Raw genomic sequence first — 25,442 nt, 5'->3', positions numbered from 1 at the left:
GACACTGCGTGTACTCGCGACGTGCCCGGATCAGCCACGCACGGCTACATTAGCCGGAATTGTGCTGAATGGTCGCCTGCAAGTGGTTGGTTTCTTCGCGGTAGACCACCATCTCCCGGTGCAAGGCGCGACGGAAGCGCGGTTGCTCGGCCAGGAGTACGGCCAGCACGGTCAGCAACAGCCACGTCGCGGCCGCGCTCGCGAGGAGCAGCAGGACCGGAATCCACGGACCGCCCATCTGCTCGAGCAGCGTCGTCTTTGCCCAGACGCGCCAGTAGAGCATCAGATTGACGATCAGTCCGACACCGTACGAGATGACGAAGGACAGCAGGAACTGCTTCCACGTGCCGTCGTGGCGCCGCGCCGTCATCGGTTCTGCCCGCAGCGGCAAGCTCACCGACATCACGTTCGCGACCCCCAACCAGAGCAGGATCATGGTCAGCACCTGGCCGCACGCCTTCACCAGGTCAGCACTGCTTCCGGAGCGCCACGCGAGGACGGCGCTGAGCAGGAACCCGGCGCTGCCGACGAGGAGCAGCATCACCGCGTTTTTCGCGACGAGCACGTGCCAGAGCCTCGTTCCACCGGACAACGCAGCGCGCACGCGGCCGGCGTCGAAGCTGAGCGCATTGGTGCACACGACGCTTCCGACCACACCCGAGAGTGCATACAGCGCAAGGTAAGGCAGTCGATCTTCCTTGGTGTCCCACTGGAAGAGGCGAATGAATGCCAGGTACGCCAAGCCCATTCCGAGGCTCAGCCCCAGCCGAAAAGCGATCGACCGAGGCTTACCACTCACCACGTGCCGTGCTTCCTCACGGATCCGGGAGCCGAGATCCTGCACATGCCGGACGACGGGGTTGCCCGAGTTCAGCGGGACGTAACCACGGATCGCGGCGGCGACGGTATCGGTGTCACCGGCATCGAGCGCGGCGACGCGTGCTTCGAGAACCGCAAGGTGGGCGGCGCGCAAGGCTATCCGTGCGGTCGTCACCGCGGCGACGGCGTCGGCCTCGGCCTGCGCGGCGGTGCCGATGCCGGCGTCGGCGGGCAGCGGCGGCTGCAACGTCGTGATCAGTTCGAGTTGGCGCGCCATGTGCGGCGACGGTGACAACCCGCTGTACGACGGTCGGCTCAGCGCTGATCGTTCGTCGTCGAGCGAATCACGGACGGCCGCGGCAGCCTTGCGGACGGCTGCCGGGTTGTGCCAGCGCACCGACCGGGCGTCACGCTCGGCGGCGACGGCCCGGGAGGCAACCTCGGTCAGATCCTCGACCGCTGTCAATGTCTGCTCCACTCGGTTTAGGTTGGTTTCATGACCACCAACTCGGAAAAGGAAGATCTCCAGCGGTACCTGCAGGCAGCACGTGATGCGCTCGTCTGGAAGCTCGACGGGCTGTCGGAGTATGACATTCGGCGTCCGATGACCCGGACAGGGACAAACCTGCTGGGTCTGGTCAAACATATGATCGGCGTCGAGCTCGGGTATTTCGGCCCGACGTTTGGCCGGCGTGTTCCCGATCTGCCTGCGTGGTTGCGTTCGGAGGAACTCAACGTCGACATGTGGGCCCGCGCCGACGAGTCCAGTGTCGACATCGTCGAAACCTACCGCCGGACGTGGGCTTTCGCCGACGCCACGATAGAAGAGCACGATCTGGATGCCCCCGGCTTCGTGAAACCGTGGCCGGAGGATCGTCGCGACGTCACGCTGCACCAGATACTCGTTCACGTTGTCACCGAGACCCATCGGCACGCCGGCCACGCGGACATCGTGCGGGAGCTGATCGACGGCGCCGCGGGGATGAAGGCGGGCGACAACAATCTGGCTCCCGGCGATGAGGCGTGGTGGGCCGAGTACAACGACCGTCTGGAGACGGCGGCACGCGAGGCCCACCGCGCCTGAACTACTCGAATACCGCTGCTGCGCCGATCACCACGACAACGATCACGAAGTTGATCAGTAGCAGTGGCCAGACGAAGCGCAGGAACTTGTCGTAGCCGACCTTCGCCATGGCCAACCCGCCGACAACGACGACGTTGGTCGGGGCAACCATCAGCATCAGGCCGTGGCCCATCTGGAAGGCGGTGATGACGAGTGCTCGGCTGACTCCGGCAAAGTCGCCCAGCGGCGCGAGCAGCGGCATCGCCAGGGTGGCGTGACCGGAACTGGACGGGATCAGGAACGCCAGCGGGATGTTGACGAGCATCACCAGGATCGCGAAGACCCCCGCCGAAGCGCCGCTGACCAATTGCTCCATCGCGTTGAGGATGGTGTCGAGGGTTTCGGTGTTGGTCATGATCACCGAGACGCCGCGAGCGAGCAGGATGACGATCGCCGGTCCGACCATGTCGCCGGCTCCACGCGTGATCAGGGAGACGATCTTCTTCTCACCCATCTTCGCGACTATGCCGACGAGAACGGCGGCGAGGATGAACAGCATCGCCAATTGCGGGAACCACCAGTTCAACTCGAACCAGTAGGGCTCGGTTGCCGTGACGTGGTACGCGTCGTACTCGGCCGGACCGGTAGTGGCGCCGAAGATGCTCGACCACGGGATGACGGAGAAGATCATCAGTCCGAAGGTGAGTCCGGTGATGAGCAGTACCAGCTTCTGAGTTCCGGTGAGCTTGCCGTCGATGTCCACCGGCTCGGCCGGCTCTTCGTCTTCGTCGTCCGCGATGTCGAAACCGACAAGCGACTTGGACGGATCCTTCTTCACCTTTGCGGCGTAGCGGAGAACGAATGCCACTGCCACAGCGGTCAATACGATCCACAGGATCACGCGCAGCACGATGCCGTCACCGATGGAGACGCCTGCCTCACCGGAGGCGACGCCGATCGAGAACGGATTGACGGTCGACGCCATGTTTCCGACCAGAGCGCTGAGGATGATCATGGTGGCCGCGACCATGCGGTCGTAGCCCAGTGCCGTCATCAGCGGTATGAGCAGGGCGTAGAAGCCGAACGTCTCGACCGAGAAGCCCATTGTCGAACCGAGCAGCGAGAACAGCACCATGATGACGGTGATGAGCAACCAGCCCTTGTCGCTGAGCTTGGTAGCGAGTTGGGAGACAGCGGTTTCCAGGCTGCGGGTGGCAAAGCTGACCGAGATGAACGCACCGAGCGCCATGATGAAGAGGACTACGCCGACCGAACCGAAGAGCCGTCCGATGTTGTCGGTGTCGACGAACCCGGTGATCGAATCCTGGACGCCGTAGAGGCCGTTCACGGGGGAGAGGATCAGTTGCTGGATTCGTTCCCAGAACGAGAGCGGAGACTTGACGGTCTCGAAGCTGCCGGGAACGGGTGAGCCGTCCACGTCGACGCCGAAGCGTCCGGCCGGAATGAACAGTGCCGCAACCCAGACCAGAATGGTGACGATCGCGAGCATCGTGACCGCGCCGGGGAACTCGAACTTCTTCTTGGCCGGAGTAGGTGCGGACCCCGTGTCGGTCTCGGTGCTCATTTCTTCCCCTCGAAGGTGTGTGCGTACTCCTGGAAGAACAGTGCTTTGGCGACGACGGCCTTCTCGAGCTCGTCGAGCAGGACGCGTTCGTTGGGGCCGTGGATGTTCGCGTAACCGTCGGTGGCGCCGAACAACAGCTTCTCGGCGGTGGGCACTGCTGTATCCAAGGCCATCACGAGGGGGATCGAGCCGCCGCCTGCCATCAGCCCGGCCGGCTCACCCCACGACTGCGATAATGCAGACAATGCCGCGTCGAAGGCCGGTCCACCTTCGGCTGCCGCAAACCCGTCGCCGGTTTCTCCCGCGGTGACAGTCAGTTGTAAACCGAAGGGGCGCAGGGCCTCCAGGTGTCGGACCAGAGCAGCCTGCGCCTCGATGGCAGGTTGGCGCGGGTGTACGCGCAGATTGATCACGGCGCGGGCAGTGCTTGCGACGGCGTTGACCGCACCGTCCACAGGGGGAGCGTCGATTCCCGTCACGGTGATGGCCGGGCCCGACCAGATGCGTTCGCCGATGCCGCCGGTTCCGAGCAGCGGAAGCCCGTCTTGGATCTCGGCGAGGGTGCGGAACTCGTCCTCGGTGTATGAACTGCCGGTCCACGGTTCGCGCAGGAGGCCGTCGATCGCCACGTCGCCGTTGTCGTCGTGCAGCGACGCCAGTGCGCGGATGAGCGCGAGGCGGGCGTCCGGTGCGGCGCCGCCGTAGAGGCCGTTGTGCTTGTCGGCTCCGAGAGTGGTGAGTTCGACGATCACCTGGGCCGATCCGCGCAGTGCGACGGTCAGGGTCGGTGATCCGGGTCGAACGCTCCCGACGTCGGCGATGACCATTGCGTCGGCCGCAAACAATTCGGGGGCTTCCGGCGGATAGTTGTCGAAGGGGCTGCCGAATTCTTCCTGGCCTTCGATGACGAGCTTGACCGTCACCGGCGGCTTTCCGTCGAAGACGCGAAGCGCGCCGATCATGCCGATGACGTTTGCCTTCGAATCTGCCGTACCGCGGCCGTAAATCGCGCCGTCACGCTTGCTCGGTTCGAAAGGCGGTGAATCCCAGAGTTCGACGTCGTCGGCGGGAACGACGTCGTAATGCGAATACATCAATACGGTCGGGGCTCCCTCTGGACCGGGAACTGTTGCAATGATGACCGGCGCAGTTTTACCTGTTATTTCGAGTTTCTCTATCTTCGTGACTCCGGACTTCTCCAATAGAGAAACGATCAGGTCGTGAGCCTCGAACAGAGGCTCGCTGGGGAAACCTTCTGTTGCTATCGACGGAATACGAACAAGTTCGACGAGTTCCGACTCCAGTGCCGGCATCAAAGCTGCAACTGTTTCCTTGATTGTGGAATAGGAGGGCGAGGCGGATTCTTCCGGCACGGAATTGACTCCTTCTGGGAAAGGCGAAAAACATTAGAGGCAGAGTCTTACACCCGATATGCGGGGTGTGAAAGGGTGACCCGAACAAAAAGCCGAAGTGGGGCGCCGGGCTCGCGATTCTTGACATTGACGTCAACGTCAACACACACTGTGACGGTGACCACCAGTGAAACGCAGGAGCGAGCGCGGACAGCCCGCAAACTCGGCGACGGTCCACGCCGTGCCGGACTGCTCGACACCGCTGCCCTCTGCTTCGGCGAACTCGGATACGACGCCGTGACGGTCGAGACGATCACGACCAGGGCTGATGTGTCCCGGGCGACCTTCTACGCGTACTTCTCGTCGAAGGACGAGGTCTTCCGCGCCGTCGCCGAAATGATGTGCCGACGCTTCCTCGACGCTCAGCACATGGAGGGCCCGGCGGCCGAGGATCTACGCGAAGTTCTCCGAACGACCACGTCGGCGTTCATCACGGCCGTGTACACCTACGGTGACCTGCTCGCGGTGATCGAGCATCGGGCGCGGGTGGATTCCGAGGTCGAGCGCAGTTGGTCGGCGGTTCGCGAAAAGCTCGTGAGCCGCTACGTCCGGTTTGTCGAACGGATTCGACAGGTTCACGACGTAGATCCCTGTGTTTCGCCCCCGGTGCTCGTTCAGATGATCTCGGACGCACAGATGGCCGGTGGAGCACGACTGAGTAAGGCGAGTGTCGAAGAGCAGAACCAGTTCATTGCAGATATGACGACGGTGTCCGAGCGGTTGATCGGGTTCGAAGAGTCGAAATAGATTTCTTTTACGAATGGAGTGATCGGTGGCAGAACAAGACGTGCTCGAAGCGGCTCTGGCGGAGATCTCTGCGCTGCAACAAGCGCATTGGCCCGCCGGCATTCCCCGCGCCGTCGAGTATCCGCTCGAAGGTGGGGGACTTGTCGATTACTCGCGGCATTGGGCGATCGAGCGGCCGGATACTCCCGCCATCGTCTTCTACGGCCGGGTCATCACGTATTCCGAATACGACGAGCTTTCGGATCGTTTTGCCGGATGGCTGCTGTCACTCGGAGTCGAACGCGGCGATCGCGTCGGCGTTCACCTGGTCAATTGCCCTCAGTTCCATATCGCGATGCTCGGCATTCTCAAGGTCGGTGCGGTTCACGTGCCGATCAATCCACTCTTCCGTGAACATGAATTGATTCACGAACTCAACGATGCCGGCGTCAAGGTCCTACTGACGCAGAACACCTTCTCGAAGTTGGTGAAGAAGGTTCGCTCACAGACTCCACTCGAACACGTCGCGAAGACTGCAGTGTCGGACATGCTGACGGCGATCCCGACCGTCGAACTGCCCTTCGAGGTCGACGATCCGCGCCTGAGCGACTGGCAGTCGATCATCACCAGTGAGCGGGCGACTCCTGTCGCCACCGAACTCGATTCCCTCGCCGCCCTGAACTACACGGGCGGAACGACGGGAATGCCCAAGGGCTGTGAGCACACTCAGCGCCACATGGTTTACACCGCGGCCACCGCGACGCTTGCGGGCGGTGACCAGGTGGGTGCCAATCCGCCGGTGTCCCTGGTGTTCTTGCCGATCTTCTGGATCGCAGGTGAGGACTTCGGCATCCTGGTTCCGCTCGTCAACGGCGGAACCGTGGTCCTGCTGAATCGTTGGGATGCGGAGACCACGCTCGACGCTGTCGAGGCTTACGGCGTGACCTCGCTGGTCGGAACTGTCGACAATTACGTCGAACTGATGGACACGCCAGGGTTCGCGGAGCGAAATCTCTCGACACTCCAGAACGTCATGGCAGTTTCGTTCGTTCTCAAACTCGATCCGGCCACGCGCCAGCGGTGGCGCGAGGCTACAGGCGGCGTTCTGCGCGAAGCGAGCTACGGCATGACCGAAACCCACACCGCGGACACGATCACCCTCGGCTTCCAGGACGGCGACTACGACCTGAAAAGCGAGCCGGTGTTCTGCGGAATTCCGGTGCCCGGCACCGACGTTCTGATCGTCGATCACGACGGCAGGCCGGTGCCCGTCGGCGAGCACGGGCAGATCATCGTGCGCAGCCCGTCCATCCTTTCCGCGTACTACCGCAACGAGGCGGCCACCGCCGACGCCATCCGTGACGGCTGGCTGCAGACCGGTGACGTCGGAAAGTTCAGTGAGCGTGGCGGTTTGCACTATTTGGCGCGGAACAAGGAAATGATCAAGACCAACGGCATGAGTGTCTTTCCCTCCGAGGTGGAAGCGCTGCTCATGCTGCACCCGGCGATCGAAAAGGCTGCGGTGGTGCCGAAACCGGACCCGGACAAGGGGCAGGTGGCTTTTGCGTTTGTCCAACTGGTCGAGGGTTCCGACACTGCGGCCGACGAGATCGTCTCGTGGGCGAAGGAGAACATGGCCACGTACAAGGTGCCCGAAGTGGAAGTGCTCGAGGCGCTTCCGATGACAGCGACAGGAAAGGTGCGCAAGGGCGATCTGTTCGAGCGCACTCAGGGGGACAAGTGAGACTGCTGATTGCGAACCGCGGCGAAATTGCGCTGCGGATCATTCGAACTGCCCGTGAACTCGGGATCGAGACGGTGTCGGTGTACGCCGAGGACGACGCGTCCAGTCCGCACGTCGCGGCGGCCACGGAGTCGGTGCCGCTCGGAGCGTCGGGCGCATCCGCGTACCTGGATCAGAGCGCACTGCTGAAGATCGCGGCCGAAACGGGCGCCACGCACGTGCACCCGGGCTACGGATTCCTCAGTGAGAATGCCGAATTCGCGCAGGCGTGCACAGAGGCGGGCATCGTCTTCGTCGGCCCGGACGCCCAGGTTCTCCGGACTTTCGGCGACAAGGCCAGTGCCCGCACCGCGGCGGTCGACTCAGGAGTGCCGGTCCTGCCGTCGACATCGGCGAACGCCGACCTCGACGAGGTGCGTGAATTCTTCGAGCGCAACTCCCGCGGCATCATGATCAAGGCGCTCAGCGGCGGCGGTGGCCGCGGCATGCGCGCGGTGCGTGACCCGAAAGCGCTCGACGACGCGTACCGTGTGTGTGCGGCCGAAGCCCAGTCGGGATTCGGCAGTTCGGCACTGTTCGCCGAGGTACTCAGTGAGCACGCTCGGCACATCGAAGTGCAGATCGTGGCGGCACCGGGGCAAGGTGGAACCCACGCGCTCGCTCTGGGTGACCGCGATTGCAGCGTCCAACGTCGCCATCAGAAGTTGATCGAGGTTGCGCCCGCGCAGGGGCTGTCGGGGGCCCTGCGCGAGCGTCTTCACGCTGCGGCGGCGAGGCTGTGCGCCGAGGTCGGCTACCGCGGCATCGCGACGGTCGAGTTCCTCGTCGAGGAACGCGGCTTCGTCTTCCTCGAGGTCAATCCCCGAATTCAGGTGGAGCACACGGTGACCGAGGAGGTCACCGGAGTCGACCTCGTCGCCGTGCAGCTCGCGATCGCGGACGGAGTTCCGTTCGAGAACCTGGACCTGCCAACAGGGATCATCGCTGTCGAGAAGGGCTCGGAGACAGTCGGATCCGTGGCAAACGCTTCGGGAATCGCGATCCAGACCCGCGTCAACATGGAAACCATGACGCCGGACGGCAATGCGTTGCCCTCGTCGGGCACGCTCGACAACTTCACTCCTCCGGGCGGACCCGGCGTGCGAGTGGACACCTTCGGTACGGTCGGACTCTCGCCGAGTGCGCGTTACGATTCGCTGCTGGCGAAGGTCGTCACCCACACGCGTCGATCGGATTTTCCTGCCGCGGTGCGCAAGTCGATTGCTGCTCTGAATGAGTTCACCATCGACGGCGTGGCGACCAACCTCGAATTCCTGCAGGCAATACTGTCGGACAAGGACTTCCGCGACGGCCTGGTCGACGTCGACTGGTTGGGTTCTCGATTGGCGGACCTCGTTCCCGAAGCGGACCCACAAACACCCTCCGCGAGTGTTGACATCGCGCCGGACGAGGACGTGGTCCGTGCACAGATGGCGGGAATCGTCGTCGAACTTGCCGCAGTCGGTGACGGCGTCCATGCGGGTGGCCAGGTTGCCGTCCTCGAAGCGATGAAAATGCAGCATGTTCTCTCGGCGCCCGGTGACCTCGAAGTGGTCCGGGTCCTGTCGTCACCGGGGAGATCGGTGAGTGCGGGCGAACCGTTGCTCGTCGTCCGTAGCGCGAGCGCGGGATCGAAGCTCGCCGAGGTCGACGAGGTGGACCTCGACGACGTACGTCCCGACCTCGCCGAAATCATCGCTCGCCACGAGATGACCCTGGACGCGGCGCGGCCCGCGGCAGTGGCGAAACGCCACAAGCTGGGGCGGCGGACTGCTCGCGAGAACGTCTACGACCTGGTCGACGGCGACAGCCTGGTCGAGTACGGCGCTCTCGCGTTGGCAGCGCAGCGCAGTCGGCGAAGCGAGGAAGACCTGATCGCCAACACTCCTGCTGACGGACTGATCGGCGGAGTCGCGACCATCAGCGGCGGCGAGAGCGTCGTGATCTCGTACGACTACTCGGTGCTGGCCGGTACCCAGGGCATGCGCAATCACGCCAAGACCGACCGCCTGCTCGAGATCGCCGATCGCAAGCGAGTTCCGGTAGTGCTGTTCGCGGAAGGCGGCGGTGGTCGCCCCGGTGACACCGACGCCGGCGCCGGGGCGGGCCTCGAGCTGGGAACCTTCCGCGCCATGGCGGCGCTGAGCGGGCGGGTGCCCATGGTCGCCGTCGTGTCGGGGCGCTGTTTCGCGGGCAACGCGGCCCTGGCCGGCGCGTGCGACGTCCTGATCGCGACACCGGACGCCAACATCGGGATGGGTGGTCCTGCCATGGTCGAGGGCGGCGGGCTCGGAAACTTTCGCCCGGAGGACATCGGCCCGATCGACGTTCAGCGCCGCAACGGCGTCGTACACCTGGTCGCTGACGACGACGCTCATGCGGTGGCGCTGGCCAAGCAGTACCTCGGCTACTTCCAGGGTGCGAGCGGAGAATGGACGGCTCCGGATCCGCGGCTCTCGCGGCATGTGGTGCCGGAGAATCGCCTGCGCTCGTACGACGTTCGTGGAGCGATCGACGCAATCGCGGACGTCGACAGCGTCCTGGAACTGCGTCGAGACTACGGACGCGGTGTAGTCACCGCACTCGTTCGTGTCGAAGGAGTTCCGTACGGTGTGCTGGCGAACAGCAGCGAGCATCTCGGCGGCGCGATCGACGCGGAAGCCTCGGACAAGGCTTCGGATTTCCTGGAACTGCTCGAAGCGCACCGCATCCCTCTGGTGACGCTGTGCGACACACCGGGATTCATGGTGGGCCCGGATTCGGAGGAGGAAGCGACGGTTCGAAGGTTCGGCAGGTTCTTCGTTGCCGGTGCTCGCCTCACCGTGCCGTTCGGAACGATCATCCTGCGCAAGGGTTACGGGTTGGGCGCCATGGCAATGGCCGGTGGTTCCTTCCACGCCCCCGAGTTCACGGTCGCGTGGCCGACGGGCGAGATCGGGCCGATGGGTCTGGAAGGTGCTGTGCGTCTCGGTTTCCGCAAGGAACTCGAGTCCGTCGAAGATCCGGTGGCTCGGGAAACGCTGTTCGGTCAGTTCGTGGAACTGGCCTACGCACAGGGCAAGGCGCTGATGGCGGCGACCACGTTCGAACTGGACGACGTCATCGACCCGGCCGATACCCGTGGATGGATCAGACAACTCGGCAGAAACAGTTGAGATCCTGCTGATTCGAGCTGTTGCCGCACGTGGGCGGGGCAACTAGCCTTGCCCACGTGTCGGCTGCGCGAGATAACGTCCTGATCATTCATTGGCACGACCTGGGGCGACACCTCGCGAGTTACGGTGTCGCCGGGGTCAACAGCCCCCATCTCGACCGACTGGCGGCAGAAGGCATCCGGTTCACCGACGCACACGCGACGGCGCCGCTGTGCTCGCCTTCGCGCGGATCGCTCTTCTCGGGCAGGTATCCGCACAACAACGGTCTGATCGGGTTGGCGCACCACGGCTGGGAGTACCACGCGGAGGTGCAGACGCTCCCGCAGATCCTCTCCGACAACGGTTGGTACACCTCGCTGTTCGGCATGCAGCACGAGACTGCGTATCCGAAGCGACTGGGCTATCACGAGTACGACGTCACCAACTCGTTCTGCGACTACGTGGTTCCGCGTGCCCAGAACTGGCTACGACGCTTCCCGCCCGAGCCGTTCCTGCTCACCACGGGATTCTTCGAAACGCATCGCCCGTACCCCGCCGATCGCTATACCCCGGCGGACACCGCAGCCCTGGAGGTCCCCGGATACCTTCCGGACGTGCCACAGGTGCGCGAGGATCTGGCCGAATTCCACGGCAGCGTAGAGGTGGCCGACGCCGCGGTGGGGGAACTGCTCGCGACCCTCGAGGAAGAGGGGCTCGACGAGAACACCTGGGTCTTCTTCCTCACTGATCACGGCGCGGCGTTCCCGCGCGCCAAGTCGACGCTCTACGCCCCGGGCACCGGTATTGCCTTGATCGCTCGGCCTCCCGCGCGGTATCGCAGTGGCGGAAAGGAATACGAGACACTGTTCAGCGGTGTGGACCTCGTTCCGACCATTCTCGATCTGCTCGGAATCGACGTCCCCACCGAGGTGGAAGGGCGCTCGCACGCCGATGCCCTCGTCGACCGTGGAACCGAACCGTCCGAACCCGTTCGTACCTCCTTGTTCACGGAGAAGACCTTTCACGACAGCTTCGATCCCATTCGTGCGGTGCGCACCAAGGACTACAGCTACATCGAGAACTACGCCGTCCGCCCCGCTCTGGATCTACCGCTCGACATCGAGGACAGTCTTTCCGGAAAGGCGCTCGGCACCGAGCATCTGGCGGTACGCGCACCCCGGGAGCTGTACGACCTCCGTGCCGACCCGGACGAGAAGATCAATCTGATCGATCGACCGGAAGTCTCGGCAATACAGGCGGAATTGTCCTCGCAGCTTCACACGTGGCGCGCCGAAACCGATGATCGTCTCCCGGACGAGGCATTGGGAAGCGCGATGGCGGTGCACCGCATGGCGGCGTACCTCGAGAAGATCGGTGTCCGACCCAACGTGCGGTCCGCCTACAGTGCGGACCGCGGTTACCTCGAGTCGGACACCGAAAACCCCTAGGGCTTTGCGGTCTCGCGCTCCTCCAACAATGCGATGACCCGCTCGACCAGTTCGTTGATGTCAGCGCCGGTTGTGTCGAATGCCAGGTCCGGGTCCTCCGGCGTCTCGTAAGGCGCGTCGATTCCGGTGAGCCCCTTCAGTTCACCCGCCCGCGCACGTGCGTACAGGCCCTTGGGATCTCGACGTTCGCATTCTTCGACGGGAGTGGTGACGGCAACTTCGAGGAAGGTGAGTCCGGTAGCTTCGTTGAGAGCGCGCGCAATTGCTCGATCCGAACGCAGCGGCGAAACCATCGACGCGATCGCCACGACGCCGGCGTCGGCGAACAGTCGAGTGAGATGCCCGACGCGTCGGATGTTCTCGGCTCGGTCTCCCGGCGAGAACCCGAGATCGTCGGAGATACCGTGGCGGACGTTGTCACCGTCCAGCAGATACGCGGTGCGTCCCGCGTCGACGAGCGCACGTTCGACAGCGACTGCGACGGTGGATTTTCCGGAGGCAGGAAGGCCGGTCAGCCAGATCGTCGCGCCCCTCTGGGTGGTAGACGCCCATCGCCGTTGACGTTCGAGTGAGGACGGATGCCACTTGATGTCGTTGCGGGTCTGCTCGCCGGGAACGACGACGCGTGGTTCGAGAATGGTGCCGGCGCCGACGGTGTCGTTGCTCTGCTCGTCGATCAGGATGAAGGCGCCAGAGTCCCGATTGTGGTCGTAGGTGTCGGCGACCACCACGGAACTGGTTCGGAGCGTGACCGTTCCGATGTCGTTGAGTCCCAATTCGACTGGGCTGTCCTGCTCGTCGAGCGTTTCAGGATCGAGACGGGTGTGCAGTTCTTGGACGGTCGCTCGCACGGTCCGGGACGTGTGTTTGAGCGCTATCCGATCGCCCGCGCGCAACGGTGTGTTGGACAACCAGCAGATGGTGGCTTCGAGTTCTCGGGCCAGAACCGGCAAATGAGCCTGCGCACCGCCACTGACCAGAACGTCGCCACGTCCGACGTCGATGTCGTCGGCCAGTTCCACCGAAACCGACAGTGGTGCAACGGCAGTACTGCGGTTGTCGTCGAGAGTGTCCAGACTGATCACGGTGCTCTTCGATCCGGACGGCAGGACCACTACCTCGTCTCCGACGCTCAGTGTGCCTGCCGAGATCCGGCCGGTGTACCGGCGACGATTCTGCGGATCGGGGCGCGAAACCCATTGCACGGGAAGTCGAAGCTCCTCGATGTGGGTCGCGGGCGCATGGAGTTCGACGCCTTCGAGGTACTCGAGGAGCGTCGGCCCCTCGTACCACGCGGTGTTCTCGGACCGCGTCACGACATTGTCGCCGGCTTTCGCGGAGACCGGTATGGCGAGTACGTCCTCGCGTCCGACTTGCCGTGCCAAGGCCCGCAATTCTTCCTGCACCTGAGCGAATCTCGCTTCGTCGAAGTCCACCAGATCGATCTTGTTCACCACGGCTACAAGGTTCGGAACACCGAGCAGTGCGGCGATTCTGGCGTGCCGACGGGTCTGACGCAGCACGCCGGTCCTCGCGTCGACCAGCAGGACCGCTACGTGAGCGTTGGATGCTCCGGTGAACATGTTGCGCGTGTAGCGTTCGTGCCCCGGGGTGTCGGCAAGTACGTAACTTCTGGTTGGAGTGGAGAAGAATCGGTACGCGACGTCGATCGTGATGCCCTGTTCACGCTCGGCACGTAGTCCGTCGGAGAGTGCAGCCAGGTCGGCGACACCGTGCTCGTCGGTCACGGAATCGAGGTGATCGGTTGGCAGACTGTCGGTGTCATGCAACAGTCGGCCGATCAGCGTGCTCTTGCCGTCGTCGACGCTACCCGCCGTGGCCAGTCGCAGGAGTTGGCGAGTGATGGTGGTCGTCATCAGAAGTAGCCCTCACGCTTTCGGTCTTCCATCGCGGCGACCGACGTTCGGTCGTCTGCGCGAGTCTCGCCTCGTTCGGAAACCGTCGCGGCCGAGATTTCGGTGACGACGTCGTCGATAGTGGTGGCGTGCGATCGAACGGCGCCGGTGATGGTCAGATCGCCGACGGTTCGATATCGCACCCACTCGGTCGTTGCCGCGGCGTTCTCGGCGTCGGTGCTGAATTCGGAAGCAGCGAGGAGCATTCCGTCGCGCTCGAATACCCTCCGCTGGTGCGCGAAATAGATGGACGGCAGTTCCAGTTCCTCCTGGGCTATGTAGCGCCAGATGTCGAGCTCGGTCCAGTTGCTCAGCGGGAAGACACGAACGGACTCGCCGCGTCTGATCCGACCGTTGTAGAGCGACCACGGTTCGGCCCGTTGCGCTCGCGGGTCCCACTGGCCGAACTCGTCACGGAAGCTGAGGACTCTTTCCTTGGCGCGCGCACGTTCCTCGTCCCGGCGGGCGCCACCGAACGCGGCGTCGAACCTTCCAGCTTCGAGAGCGTCGAGCAGGGTTCTGGTCTGCAGGCGGTTTCGCGATCCGCCGGTCTCGGTCGACTCCTGCACTCTGCCCTGGTCGATCGAATCCTGAACGGAAGCAACCAGAAGTGTGTGCCCGCCCTCCTTGATTCGACGGTCGCGAAATTCGATGACCTCCTCGAAATTGTGACCGGTGTCGACGTGCAGGACCGGGAAAGGGAGTGGGGAGGGCCGGAACGCCTTCTCGGCCAGACGAAGCAGGACTATCGAGTCCTTGCCGGCCGAGAAGAGCAGTACCGGTCTCTCGAGTTCTGCCACCACTTCTCGAATGATGTGAACCGCTTCGGATTCGAGAACTCGGAGTTCGTCGACGACATCGGTGACGGTGCTCATGTGACGGGATATCCGTTCTGTTCGGCGTCGATGCGATAACGCTGCACCCATTCGCGGGATCGTCCGTCGCTCTGACGACGCAGCGGCGGTGGCGGGGCCAGTTGTCCGTCGAGGCCGAGGGAGATGAGGGTTTTTGCGACCACGGACTGCGGGTCTTCGGTGAGATCGCGGAACCCGACTTCGATGGGAGAGATGTCCTCTTCCTCGAACCAGCGCTTCCATTGGCGTTCCTGCTCACCGAGAATCGTCACCAGGTGCGCGATTCCGACTGCGTTGTACTGCGCACCGTCCGAGAGATTCGGTGGAGTCGCGTCGTCGCGCCAAACCTGTGTCTGCACGGCGCGCCACATCGACACAGCTTGAGCGACGACATCTTCTCGATAGACGTGGATGAACTGCAGGTCGTGATCGAGGGTGTCGTGGAGTGCAGAACGTAGGTCCGTCCCACTGCGCCAGGGCAATCCGGCCGCGCGATCGAGTAGGAGCGGCGTCTGGTTCCACATCAGCTTGCCACCCCAGACTCCGTTGGGGGTTCGGCCGAGTTCGAGAAGTTGTGCGCGCCACTGTTCGGAGGTGCGAGTGTCCGGCGTGCCCGGGTGGAACGGGGCGAGCAGACCCAGGACGGACTCGTCCGTGACGTCTTCGAACCACTGCCTCGGTTGCGGCGATCGCGAGGTCTCGGGGAGGTACTGGAAGAACTCTTCCGGCTCGCCCGCGACCCCGGTTGCTCGCAGGGATTCGACCAGCAAAGTACTGCCGCTGCGCTGCGAAGCGCAGACGAGAAACGAGCGTTGGGCCTCCGTCATGCGAGCAACGCTAAGGGGGGCCGGAAACCGCCGCAAGCTGGGAAAATAAACTCACGCAGAGGTTAAATCTCGACGTGAAACGTTAAATGTGCGGGTCACGAAATGTCGCGCTGAGGCACGTCTTACGCAGTTGTCGCAAGGGCCGCGGCAAGCCCGAATGCGATGGCCATGAAGACAACTTCACCGATGGCGCGACGCAGGGATCCGTCCGAACTCATGCGGTGTGCAGCGCTCGCGACCACCCATGTCCGGCGCCACCACCATCCCAGGGCGACGAGCAGTCCGATCGCCACGATCTTGGCGAGGATCACCCGACCGTATGCGGTGTCGTAGAAGGCGGAGAGTGAGTCGAGTCGCACGACGGCGTTGACGATACCGGTGACGACCAGCGCGAGGACGCATCGCCAGGCGAGAGCGGAGTACTTGGGCAACCAGATCGCCCAGGCACCGCGCGACGGTACGGCAAGCGCGAGTGCGGCGAGCACGCCGAACCACAAGGCCGCAGCGAGGACGTGAACGGCGTCGAGGATCGATCCGAAGCTCTGCTGCGCCATGTGCCCGGTGATCGGGCGGGCAGCGAGCGCCAACGCGGAGACGACCAATGCCGGTGCGACGGGCACCGTCTCGGGATTGGTGAATCCGTAGATGCCGTAACAGACGACGGCAAACGCGCACGCGATGATCGCGACGCCGACGCGGCCGACGTTGACCTCGGAGACGAATGCGCCGAAGTGCCCGATGGTCAGCGAGGTGACCGGGGCGCCGTCGGCCGCTGCGGCATTGAGCACGAGGAGCGTGATCTCGGCGACGAGCCACACTGCTGCCACCGCGGTGAGCTGAGTCCACATGACGGCGGGGGTTGTTGCCGGGCGGCGTTCACTGCGGCCCATCCAGGCGAGCGTCGCGATGCCGAGCGTCAACGAACCACATCCGATCGCGAGAACGCGGACCGTGCTCGACGATTCGGGTCCCGACGGGCTGGCGAGGCCCCAGGCGATCAGGACTCCCAGCAGAGCTGTGGGTACGGCAAACAGCAACCACCACCTGTTTGCCGTACCCGTCACGCGATCAGCTCGACTTCGGCTTACGGAGCACGAAGAACAGCGCACCGCCGAACACGACGACGCCGGCGACGATGAAGATCCACACCGGCATGCTGCCGGACTCCGACTCACCCGTACTCGACGCGGCGGCAGCGCCGGGAGTGCCCGACCCCGCCTCGGTGAGGGTGAACGTCAGGGTTCCGTTGACGGGGTGACCGTCAGCGGAGGTGACGCGGTACGCGATGGTGTAGACGCCGGTCGGCCCGAGATCGCCGAGGTCTGCACTGACAGTGGGTCCTTCGACGGACGGATCGCTCTTGGTCCAGAGGTTGCCGTCGGGACCGGTGACGGTCAGCGCCGCGAACTGCGCCTGCAGAGCCTCGTTGAACGTGACCGAAACCGTGTCAGGCGCAACCTGAATGGACGCACCGTTTTCCGGGTTGGAGCCGACGACCGCGGAGTGTGCACTGGCCGTGCCCATTCCGAGCATCGTGGCCAGCATCGCGAGCATGCCGACGGCGATGACCTTGATCCGGGTACTCATCAGCGCTTGCTCCTGACCAGTGCGCCGAGGCCGAGTGCAGCGCCCAACGCGCCGAGCACCAGGCCGACGCCGCCGAGCCAGCGGGCGGTGTTGTCCGACGAAGAGTCAGAGGCTTCGGATGCGGCGGACGTCTCGGCAGTGTTATCGGCAGAGGGGGCTCCGTGGGCATCGCCGGTGGACGCGGCGAGAGTCAGCGTCGGGGCGGGCTTGTCCGGCTCGCTGCCGTCGGCAAGCTCTTCCTGATCCCAGTTGACGACGTTGCCGTCGCTGTACGTCTGGACGGCCTTGAACTCGACCTCGTCCTGCTCCGGCAGCGGGCCGGCAGAAAGGACGAACTGCTGGAACTGGCCGGGGGCGATTCCGACGCCGGGGTCGGCGGTCCACGTCACGGACTTGGCGACCAACGAGGTGGGGTCCTTCTCCACGACGGCGGTCCAGCCGGGCATCGGTTCGGTGCGTGCCGACTTGAGGTCGGGGAGCGCCACCGTCAGCTTGGTGGTCGAAGCGGTGTCGGATTCGGTGGGCACGCGGAACGTGAGAACGGAGTATCCGCCCTGCGCAGCTCCTGGTGCGACGACGCTGACGTGTGCTGAAGCAATTCCGGCGGCCAGCAGCACGGCGCTGCCGGTAGCGACGGTCGTGACAACCGCGCGCGAAATCAGGGTGTTCTTCATGTCGGGAAGTGTCCTCTTGGTCTGGTGAAGGGGTGGGGCGTTCTACGAATCTTCAGACCAGGGCAGGAGGACCGCGCCGCGAGATGCTGGCGCGAAGTAGAGCGTCGACAGGTCCGTGATGGATTCCGGTCGAGACGGTGTGGCCGCGGGAAGTGACAGCGGCGGGAGCCAGAGACGCCAGGACGACGTGGAGAGCGTGGGTGACAACTCGGTAGAGGCGCTCGGCGGCCAGGACCGCCACCGCACAAGCGACGGTGGCACTGGCGTGAGCACCGAGCATCACCAATCCCGGAGCGGGCGAATGAGCGTGCTCGGAGAGCGTCATGGTGGTGTGCGCGGCGAGCTGACCCAGACCCAGAGCAACGATCAAGGCAGCGGGCCCCCGAGAGAGGGCGGGAAGGGTGGCCGTCACGGCGCCGACGGTTGCGCAGACGGCGAGCAGCAGGGTCAGCGACGACGACTGTGGCAGCTCGCCTCCGCCGATCCCGTGCGCGGCGACAGCGAGAGCAGCCGAAGCGGAACCGACAGCTGTCCCCCGGAGGGTCGCGGTCTGCTCGGCTGCTCTCACTGGCGTTCTCAGGTCTAGCGCACGCCGAGACGTGCGAGCAGATCTGCTTCGACGCCGTCGAGTTCGGAAGAAATCGCCTGGTGAGCTGCTTTACGGCGAGCCTGCGGCATCTGCTCGGCAGCGCGAACTGCCGTGCTGAGGTCGCCGAGGCGCTCACGGATGGCGGCGGCGAAACGCTGCGTCTCCGCGTCGTCGGGCTTGCGGCTGAGGATCTCGGTGACCGAGCTCTCGGCGCCGGCGATACGAGCGCTCAACTTCGCGCCGTGACCGGTGTAGTCACCGAGCTGGTCGACGGCGATGCCCATCTTCTGTGCACGCGTGGTGTCGAGCTGGGCGCGCACCGCCGTGGCTGCGCGGTAGGCGATCGGCAGGAGAACGGGGGCAAGCAGACGTGCCACTCCCAGGTACTTACGCACCTTGGCGACGGTCAGGCCCTGATTCGCAGCGGCCTTCTCCTGCGCCTTCAGGGTCGCGATCTGCGCCTTTTCGATCTTGTGCTGTGACTCGATCTCGGCTTTCTCCAGCTTCTTGAGCGACTTGGTCTCGACCTTGTCGCGCTTACGCTGGCTCTTGGCGTTGAGCTTCGCCTCGACCTCAGCCTTGTGCTTGAGAGCCTTTGCCTCCGCCTTGCGGGTGGCACGAGACTTTCGCTTCTTGAACAACCCCATCGAAAAGGACCCCGTTTCCAGGTGTTTGTGTGTTGCCAGGTACCTGCGCTTCGGCTTCAGCCTAGGGGAGCACATAATCTTCGTCATCGTGTGTTCCGTTAACAACCCCGCGCCCCAGCTCCCGATCATCGATTCGGGGGCGTTGACCCGATGCCGTCATCGGGTGCGTCTGGACGGGTTGTTTCCCGGGAAATCGGCTTCGGAACCCGTCGACACCGGCGTCAAGCAGCGCCAGGATGCCGCGATCGCGAAGCGCGCGGAGATCGCCGAACTCGTGATCGGTGCTGCTCCCGAGCGTTGGGTGAAGATCAACCCCGACCAATCGGCGTCGGCTCAGGCTCGCGACACCTTGGCTGCCTGTGAGGCCGGCGCGGACCGGATCTGGGGCGCGGTCTTGCCGGTCGAGCGCGACACCGGACGCAAGGGCCGCTGCGAAATGCTCATCCGTGACGACGAGGGCGGCGGGTACATCCCCGTCATTGTCGTCAATCACAAGGTGACCGATCCGGGTCAGGGCGCGATCACCTCGGGGCTCTTCGAATGGGAGCCCGCGGTCGATCCCAAACGCAAGGTCCGCAGTCAGGTCCGCGATCAGATGCGCGTCGCGCAGGTTTATCGGATGCTCGAGCGTCGTGGGCTGGCGAGCCCGTCGCTGACGGCAGGCGCGATCGGATACAACGGAGACTGCATCCTCGTCCACGACCTCAGCGCGATTCTCGACGATTACGACGAGCGTTTCGCCGACCGTATCGCTGTGGCCCGCGGTGAGGTGCTGACGTCTCCGTCACAGGTGAGCGAGTGCAAGTCGTGCCCGTGGTGGACCGAATGCAAGCAGGAATTGGTCCGCAACCGCGACGTCAGCCTCGTGGCTGTCGGATCGCGGGCCGAGCTTCTGCGCGACGTCGGCTGCAACACGATCGATCAGCTGGCCGCCTGGGACGGTGAGCCGCTCGAGGATTGGCCGCACGGAAATTTCGACGACGCAGTCGTGATCGCCAAGGCGTGGTTGGCAGATGCTCCGTTGGTGCGGCGGTTCGAGAAGATCTCGGTGACTCGGGCGGACATCGAGATCGACGTCGACATGGAGAGCTATCAGGAGCACGGCGCGTACCTGTGGGGGACGTTGCTCAATGTCGGCGGCTTCTCGATGTATCGAGGATTTGCGACGTGGGATCCGCTGCCGACGCGTGACGAGGCGCGGTCGTTCGCAGAGTTCTGGGGCTGGCTGATGGCGGAGCGTGCCGCGGCCGCTGCTTCGGGTAAAACCTTTGCCGCATACTGTTATTCGCGTTCAGCCGAGGACAAGTGGTTGTTGGACTCGGCGCGCAGGTTTGCCGGTGAACCCGGGATTCCGAGTAAGGACGAGATCCGCGAGTTCATCGACAGTCCGCAGTGGGTCGACATCTATCAAGCAGTGAGTGATCAGTTCATCTGCCCGAACGGAAAGGGGCTCAAGAAGATTGCGCCCGTCGCCGGCTTCAACTGGCGTGACGCCGAGGCCGGGGGTGAAGCGTCGATGGCGTGGTACCGCGAGGCGGTTGGCTACGACGGTGAGCCGGACGAGACGCAGCGGACACGCATCCTGCAGTACAACGAGGACGACGTCATTGCCACCAAGGTCCTCCGTGAGTGGATGACCGACCGCGCGGAGAAGGAAATTCCGCTGGCTTCCGAGTTGTAGCGCTGATCCGTTCTGTCGCGATTGTCTGAAACATCCTATTTAACAGTATGTTTCAACTCGTAGTTTCTCGTCATCGTGTGTCCGGAACCCGCATCCGCGCTACCTTCATCTGGTCGGCTCCACGATGGAGGGTGTTGCATGCTGAGCAGGCTGACTTCGAGTGCGAGCGACGCCGAACTGTCTGACGTCGAGCGGCGCGACCTCTTCGCACGCCAGATACTGCAGGTGACGACGGTCGCGCCACTGGCCAACATGGTCAATGTACTCAGCGTGTGCGCTTTGCTTGTGTATGTCGTACCCCCCGGTCACAACGAGTTTCGGGTGATCTGGGGTTCTGCGGCCTTCTTGGTCGTCCTCAATTCGGTGCGCGTCTGGATACCGCGAGTCGTCCTGAAGGGCCGGTACACGCCCAAACATACGACGAAGTACGACTACTGGGCGCTCATGCTCGAGGTGATCCTGCTCGGGCTTCTGCTTGTCGTTCTCGCCGCCGCGATGCTTCCCGTGACGGACAACTCGCGAAAGCTTGTGCTTCTAGCGACATTCGCCGGAGTCATGGGTGCCGGCGCCGTAGCATTGTCGACGGTTCGGTCGATAGCGGTAGCGTGGATTCTGGTGCACAGCATCGGATTGCTCGTCGTTATCCTGCCCAAGAGAACCACGGAATACGCTGTCCTCTCGTTCCAGTTGGTCGTGTACTCGGTGACACTGATTATCGGCGTCGTGTACCTCTGGGCGTCGTTCCGAAGTCGTTGTCTTGCCGAGTTCGAGGCTGCTGCCGAGCGCCAGACGGTCAGTTTGCTTCTCGACGATTTCGAGGGTGGGTCACGCGACTGGCTGTGGGAAGTCGACACCACCGGGACGTTGTCGCACACCTCCGCTCGGCTGTCGCAGATCTCGGGAGTTCCCGTCTCCGACTTGCGAACCCTGTCGCTGCGCGGATTGTTGGATCGGCTCGACGTGGGTTCGACGAAGAGTGGCCGAGCCGCGGTCCAGGTCATCGGAGATCACCTCGACCGCCTCATGCCGTTTCGAGAGGTCGTCATTCCCGTTCGTGTCGACGGCGTCGACCGATGGTGGTCTCTGTCGGGTCATCCCAGGCTATCCGAGGCCACGGAGTTCGTGGGTTGGCGAGGCGTGGGCTCGGACATCACCGAGAAGTACAACTACGAGCGGCGAATTTTGTGGCTTGCTGCAACCGACGGACTGACCGGGCTCCCGAATCGCCGGACGTTCGGCTCGGAGCTGTCCGACGCGCTCGGCACCGTCCGAACCGGCGAGGAAGTCCTTGTCGGAATCCTCGACCTGGACAATTTCAAGTCGGTGAACGACACGTTAGGGCACCCTGTCGGTGACAAATTGTTGATTTCCGTTGCTGCACGGCTCAATCGGGTGGTCGACGGCGCCATGTGTGCGCGAATCGGTGGTGACGAATTCGGCGTCGTCTTGCGGGGAACAGGGGACGGCGGAGAGGTGTTCGCTCGCTATCTGGATGCATTGCGTGAGCCGTTTTACGTGCGGGGGAATCGCATCGAGGTTCGTGCATCGATCGGCTATGCCGGCGCACCCGCGGATTCCGAAGATGCGGACACGCTTGTCATGTCCGCCGACCTGGCGCTGTATGCGGCAAAATCCGCCGGCAAGAACCGGGTAGGAAGATACTCACCGGTGCTGCGGGCGCGGGCCAGGGAGCGAGCATCGGCCCTGCAAGAACTTGGGCTTGCGATCGAGTCTCGGCAGTTCGAGCTGTACTACCAACCGCAGGTTCGTGCGGACACCGGCCGCGTCGAGGGTTTCGAGGCACTGCTTCGCTGGAATCACCCGGTGCGGGGCGTGCTTGCACCGCACATTTTCATCGATGTCGCGGAGGAGACCGGCCTGATAGTCCCTCTGGGGCTTCAGGTACTGAACATGGCGTGCGCCGAAGCCGCGACGTGGCCCGACGACACTTACGTGACGGTGAACGTCTCTCCGGTGCAACTGATGTCGTCCGGGTTCGGATCGGCCGTGAACGATGCGCTGGAGGCAAGCGGTCTTTCCGGCAAACGGCTTCAGCTGGAAATCACAGAGACGGGAGCAGTGGAGGAGCTTGCCGTCGCCGAGTTGGATCGCCTGCGTGCCACCGGAATTGCGATTGCCCTGGACGACTTCGGAACCGGCTATTCGTCTTTCGAGAGTTTGAAGAAACTGCCGTTGGACATTCTGAAAATCGACCGGTCGTTCATCACCGAACTGAGCGAGGGTGATTCGGCAGTTGTCACTTCGGTGGTCGAGGTGGCGAAGGCGCTCGGTATGCAGTCATTGGCGGAAGGCGTGGAGACGGCCGACCAGCTGAGGCTCTTGCTTACCGCCGGTTGCGAATTGGTTCAGGGTTACTACGTCAGCCGACCGATGCCGGCGAAGGAAGTGGCCGAGTACCTCAGCGCAACTGCCCACTCCAACGGTGGGTATTTTCATTCGTTCTGACAACTGTGCGCCTTTATTAACCGTGGGCGGTTAATAAAGGCGCACAGCAGGGAGGTTAGCGCGGCGCCATGCGCAGTGCGCCGTCCATGCGGATGGTCTCGCCGTTGAGGTAGTCGTGCTCGACGATCATCTGCGCGAGCTGCGCGTACTCGGACGGCTGGCCCAGGCGCGACGGGAACGGAACGCCGGCCTCGAGGCCCTTGCGGTACTCGTCGGTGACGCCTGCGAGCATCGGGGTGTCGATGATGCCGGGAGCGATCGTGTTGACGCGGATGCCGAACTGCGCAAGGTCACGGGCAGCCGGAACCGTCATGCCGTGCACGCCGCCCTTGGAGGCGGAGTACGCGATCTGGCCGATCTGGCCTTCGAAGGCAGCAACGGAAGCGGTGTTGATGACAACGCCGCGCTGGCCCGACTCGTCGACGGCCTCGGTCTTGGCGATGGCGTCGGCGGCCAGGCGCATGACGTTGAAGGTGCCGAGCAGGTTGACGGTGATGACCGTGCGGAACAGCTCGAGGTCGTGCGGACCCTTCTTGGACAGGATGCGTCCGGCCCAGCCGACACCGGCACAGTTGACGACGATGCGCAGCGGGGAGCCCGACTCGACGATCTGGTTGATCGCTGCTTCGACCTCTTCGCCGCTGGTCACGTCGGTGGGGATGAGGGTGACGCCGGCGGGGACGTTGTCGCCTGCGCGCTCGATCGACGCGGGCAGATCCAGGCCGAAGACGGTAGCGCCGGCGTCGGCGAGGCGCTTGGCTGTTGCGGCGCCGAGGCCTGATGCCGCTCCGGTGACCAGTGCTGCGGTTCCCTTGATTTCCACTTCGTGTGCTCCTCGAGTTAGCGATCGGTAAGGCGGTGGTACGTGTCGAGAACCATAACGCGAGGGTGTATGTGAGGGCGAACGCGCGAGACCCGCGTAGGGCTGGGTACCTTGGACGCGAGGTCTGAGAGCAAAGCACCGGACGAGAGGGGACCTGCGTGAGCAAGGCGCCTGTGCGTCCCGCCGCTTCTGTCGAGAATTTCGAGCGGTTGCAGCGCGACCCGCTCTTCGAAGATCTTGCCGAGCTGATTGCCGAGATTCTCTCCTACGCGTTCGACGCTCCGGCCGCCGTCGAGATCGAACAGTGGACGATCAGTTGCCTGCCGTCGACCAACCGATCCGCGGAGCGCCATCGCTTGTTCACGCTCAATATCGGTCCGATGGAGATTCTGAGCGTCGAGTGCCATCTGGTCGGCGGTAAGCCGATCGAGCACGTCATGTCCGTGTACGTATCCAGTTCGGCACTGGAATCGCGAACCGGATGCAGCATCGAAGAACTCGACGCCAAGCACGATCTGGTCGCCATCAGACGCACCGAGTTGGCGTCCGCCGACGGCGACGGGACCGTGATCGACTGCAGTCTCGAGGACTCGGATGCGTTGGAACAGTTTGCTCAACTGCCCGTCGACATGACGACGGTTCGTCCGCTCGCAGAGCATCTTGTTGCCAAGGGCAAGGGTCCATTTCGGCAATATCACAACTCCGGGTTCGCCAAATATGTACTGGAAAGGTCGCTCGACCATGGTTGATCAGTTGCCCATCCGACTCCCGCGTGTGCTGCGAGACGGGGACGATGACGGCGCGGTCGACGTGCTGCAGGAATATTTCACGAGGCCGCTCCGAAAGACCGGTTATCTCCGAACCGGTGCGTTGTGGGATTCCTGGGATCCCAGTGGCAATCGCGATCGTGATGCGAACATCTTCACCGCGGAAGATCTTGTTGCGGTGACGCTTCTGTCGGTTCAGGTTCCGGCGCAAGGAGCCTTCTTCCTGCTCGGGGAGAACAATGCCGAACTGAACCGACTCCTGGCGGACGTGGGCCCGGATCGCGATCTGTCGAACGAACCCGATCCCTTCACTCCGGAATCTCCGGTGTGGCGGTTGGAGACGGCGCTTCGAGAGATTCACGGTGTCGGGCGAACCATGGCGTCCAAACTGATCGCGCGCAAGCGTCCGCGACTCTTCCCGATCTACGACGACGTCGTCGGGCGGGAGTTGGGAACGAAGTCGGCCCACCTGGAACCCGTTCGCGTAGCCATGCGGGAAGACGAGTTGCAGAGTCGACTCCTCGATCTACGTGCACGAGCAGGTCTCGACGAATCCGTTCCGGTCATCAGGGTGTTGGACGTGCTGGCGTGGATGCAGGGTAAGGGATACAAACCGGCACTCTAGCTTTCTTGTCGGTGGG

Annotated in this window: 21 protein-coding genes; 9 read left to right on the top strand and 12 right to left on the bottom strand. The window is 63.7% G+C overall.

What is annotated here, in order from left to right:
- Window positions 1–49: 49 nt before the first annotated feature.
- A complete protein-coding gene (locus AC1Q61_RS12925; protein ID WP_042920625.1) occupies window positions 50–1,297 on the bottom strand; it encodes a hypothetical protein in 1,248 nt (415 codons plus the stop codon).
- An 18-nt stretch (window positions 1,298–1,315) separates the two neighbouring features.
- On the opposite strand from AC1Q61_RS12925, the gene AC1Q61_RS12920 reads away from it, so the two are divergent.
- Complete coding sequence (locus AC1Q61_RS12920; RefSeq protein ID WP_492650891.1) at window positions 1,316–1,903, top strand: DinB family protein; 588 nt, start codon at window positions 1,316–1,318, stop codon at window positions 1,901–1,903.
- Window position 1,904: 1 nt separating this feature from the next.
- Here AC1Q61_RS12920 and AC1Q61_RS12915 read toward each other — a convergent pair whose 3' ends face one another.
- The gene (locus AC1Q61_RS12915) at window positions 1,905–3,467 is read right to left on the bottom strand and encodes a YfcC family protein (RefSeq protein ID WP_118604960.1); all 1,563 of its coding nucleotides are present in this window, start codon (window positions 3,465–3,467) and stop codon (window positions 1,905–1,907) included.
- Window positions 3,464–4,840, bottom strand: coding sequence for a M20/M25/M40 family metallo-hydrolase (locus AC1Q61_RS12910; protein ID WP_030535870.1), 1,377 nt, complete (start codon window positions 4,838–4,840; stop codon window positions 3,464–3,466). Before AC1Q61_RS12910 ends, AC1Q61_RS12915 begins: the two co-directional genes overlap by 4 nt.
- A gap of 150 nt (window positions 4,841–4,990) precedes the next feature.
- Between AC1Q61_RS12910 and AC1Q61_RS12905 the strand changes: the two genes are divergently transcribed.
- The 4 genes from AC1Q61_RS12905 to AC1Q61_RS12890 are packed head-to-tail and all read left to right on the top strand — an operon-like array spanning window position 4,991 to window position 11,970.
- Complete coding sequence (locus AC1Q61_RS12905) at window positions 4,991–5,626, top strand: TetR/AcrR family transcriptional regulator (RefSeq protein ID WP_118604957.1); 636 nt, start codon at window positions 4,991–4,993, stop codon at window positions 5,624–5,626.
- Window positions 5,627–5,651: 25 nt separating this feature from the next.
- Window positions 5,652–7,349 carry an AMP-binding protein gene (locus AC1Q61_RS12900; protein ID WP_136473368.1) on the top strand — a complete coding sequence of 566 codons (1,698 nt, stop codon included), beginning with the start codon at window positions 5,652–5,654 and terminating at the stop codon, window positions 7,347–7,349.
- Window positions 7,346–10,543 (top strand): carboxyl transferase domain-containing protein, encoded by a 3,198-nt coding sequence (locus AC1Q61_RS12895; RefSeq protein ID WP_215515560.1) that lies wholly within the window; start codon window positions 7,346–7,348, stop codon window positions 10,541–10,543. Before AC1Q61_RS12900 ends, AC1Q61_RS12895 begins: the two co-directional genes overlap by 4 nt.
- Window positions 10,544–10,599: 56 nt before the next feature.
- Window positions 10,600–11,970: a sulfatase family protein gene (locus AC1Q61_RS12890; protein WP_003944134.1), complete on the top strand. Its 1,371-nt coding sequence runs from the start codon at window positions 10,600–10,602 to the stop codon at window positions 11,968–11,970.
- Here AC1Q61_RS12890 and cysC read toward each other — a convergent pair.
- The 8 genes from cysC to AC1Q61_RS12850 all read right to left on the bottom strand — a co-directional run bounded on the left by cysC (window position 11,967) and on the right by AC1Q61_RS12850 (window position 19,064).
- On the bottom strand, window positions 11,967–13,847 hold the full coding sequence (cysC, locus tag AC1Q61_RS12885; RefSeq protein WP_492650892.1) for an adenylyl-sulfate kinase: 1,881 nt from the start codon (window positions 13,845–13,847) through the stop codon (window positions 11,967–11,969). The two genes, AC1Q61_RS12890 and cysC, sit on opposite strands and share 4 nt — an antisense overlap.
- Window positions 13,847–14,761: a sulfate adenylyltransferase subunit CysD gene (cysD, locus tag AC1Q61_RS12880; protein ID WP_042920624.1), complete on the bottom strand. Its 915-nt coding sequence runs from the start codon at window positions 14,759–14,761 to the stop codon at window positions 13,847–13,849. Before cysD ends, cysC begins: the two co-directional genes overlap by 1 nt.
- Window positions 14,758–15,567 carry a trehalose 2-sulfotransferase gene (stf0, locus tag AC1Q61_RS12875; RefSeq protein ID WP_042920623.1) on the bottom strand — a complete coding sequence of 270 codons (810 nt, stop codon included), beginning with the start codon at window positions 15,565–15,567 and terminating at the stop codon, window positions 14,758–14,760. The genes cysD and stf0 overlap by 4 nt, the downstream gene beginning before the upstream one ends.
- Window positions 15,568–15,689: 122 nt before the next feature.
- A complete protein-coding gene (locus AC1Q61_RS12870) occupies window positions 15,690–16,631 on the bottom strand; it encodes a copper resistance D family protein (protein WP_003944164.1) in 942 nt (313 codons plus the stop codon).
- 4 nt (window positions 16,632–16,635) lie between these two features.
- The gene (locus tag AC1Q61_RS12865) at window positions 16,636–17,154 is read right to left on the bottom strand and encodes a copper resistance CopC family protein (RefSeq protein WP_003944137.1); all 519 of its coding nucleotides are present in this window, start codon (window positions 17,152–17,154) and stop codon (window positions 16,636–16,638) included.
- Window positions 17,154–17,828 (bottom strand): YcnI family copper-binding membrane protein, encoded by a 675-nt coding sequence (locus tag AC1Q61_RS12860; protein ID WP_003944147.1) that lies wholly within the window; start codon window positions 17,826–17,828, stop codon window positions 17,154–17,156. Before AC1Q61_RS12860 ends, AC1Q61_RS12865 begins: the two co-directional genes overlap by 1 nt.
- 52 nt (window positions 17,829–17,880) lie before the next feature.
- Window positions 17,881–18,396 (bottom strand): hypothetical protein, encoded by a 516-nt coding sequence (locus AC1Q61_RS12855; protein ID WP_030535865.1) that lies wholly within the window; start codon window positions 18,394–18,396, stop codon window positions 17,881–17,883.
- A 14-nt stretch (window positions 18,397–18,410) separates the two neighbouring features.
- Entirely contained in the window at window positions 18,411–19,064 is a 654-nt protein-coding gene (locus tag AC1Q61_RS12850; RefSeq protein ID WP_003944178.1) for a DUF6474 family protein, read from the bottom strand.
- Window positions 19,065–19,188: 124 nt separating this feature from the next.
- On the opposite strand from AC1Q61_RS12850, the gene AC1Q61_RS12845 reads away from it, so the two are divergent.
- Window positions 19,189–20,745 (top strand): TM0106 family RecB-like putative nuclease, encoded by a 1,557-nt coding sequence (locus AC1Q61_RS12845; RefSeq protein ID WP_073513208.1) that lies wholly within the window; start codon window positions 19,189–19,191, stop codon window positions 20,743–20,745.
- A gap of 138 nt (window positions 20,746–20,883) precedes the next feature.
- Entirely contained in the window at window positions 20,884–23,211 is a 2,328-nt protein-coding gene (locus tag AC1Q61_RS12840) for a putative bifunctional diguanylate cyclase/phosphodiesterase (RefSeq protein WP_042453249.1), read from the top strand.
- A 55-nt stretch (window positions 23,212–23,266) separates the two neighbouring features.
- Here AC1Q61_RS12840 and AC1Q61_RS12835 read toward each other — a convergent pair whose 3' ends face one another.
- Window positions 23,267–24,034, bottom strand: coding sequence for an SDR family NAD(P)-dependent oxidoreductase (locus AC1Q61_RS12835; protein WP_003944195.1), 768 nt, complete (start codon window positions 24,032–24,034; stop codon window positions 23,267–23,269).
- 158 nt (window positions 24,035–24,192) lie between these two features.
- Between AC1Q61_RS12835 and AC1Q61_RS12830 the strand changes: the two genes are divergently transcribed.
- Together AC1Q61_RS12830 and AC1Q61_RS12825 are read left to right on the top strand one after the other, a co-directional pair.
- On the top strand, window positions 24,193–24,783 hold the full coding sequence (locus tag AC1Q61_RS12830; protein ID WP_215515562.1) for a hypothetical protein: 591 nt from the start codon (window positions 24,193–24,195) through the stop codon (window positions 24,781–24,783).
- The gene (locus AC1Q61_RS12825; protein ID WP_042920619.1) at window positions 24,776–25,426 is read left to right on the top strand and encodes a DUF6308 family protein; all 651 of its coding nucleotides are present in this window, start codon (window positions 24,776–24,778) and stop codon (window positions 25,424–25,426) included. The genes AC1Q61_RS12830 and AC1Q61_RS12825 overlap by 8 nt, the downstream gene beginning before the upstream one ends.
- Window positions 25,427–25,442 lie beyond the last annotated feature (16 nt).

This window comes from Rhodococcus sp. MPR-R1B (assembly GCF_058793255.1).
This window is presented reverse-complemented; position numbering and strand designations above follow the sequence as displayed.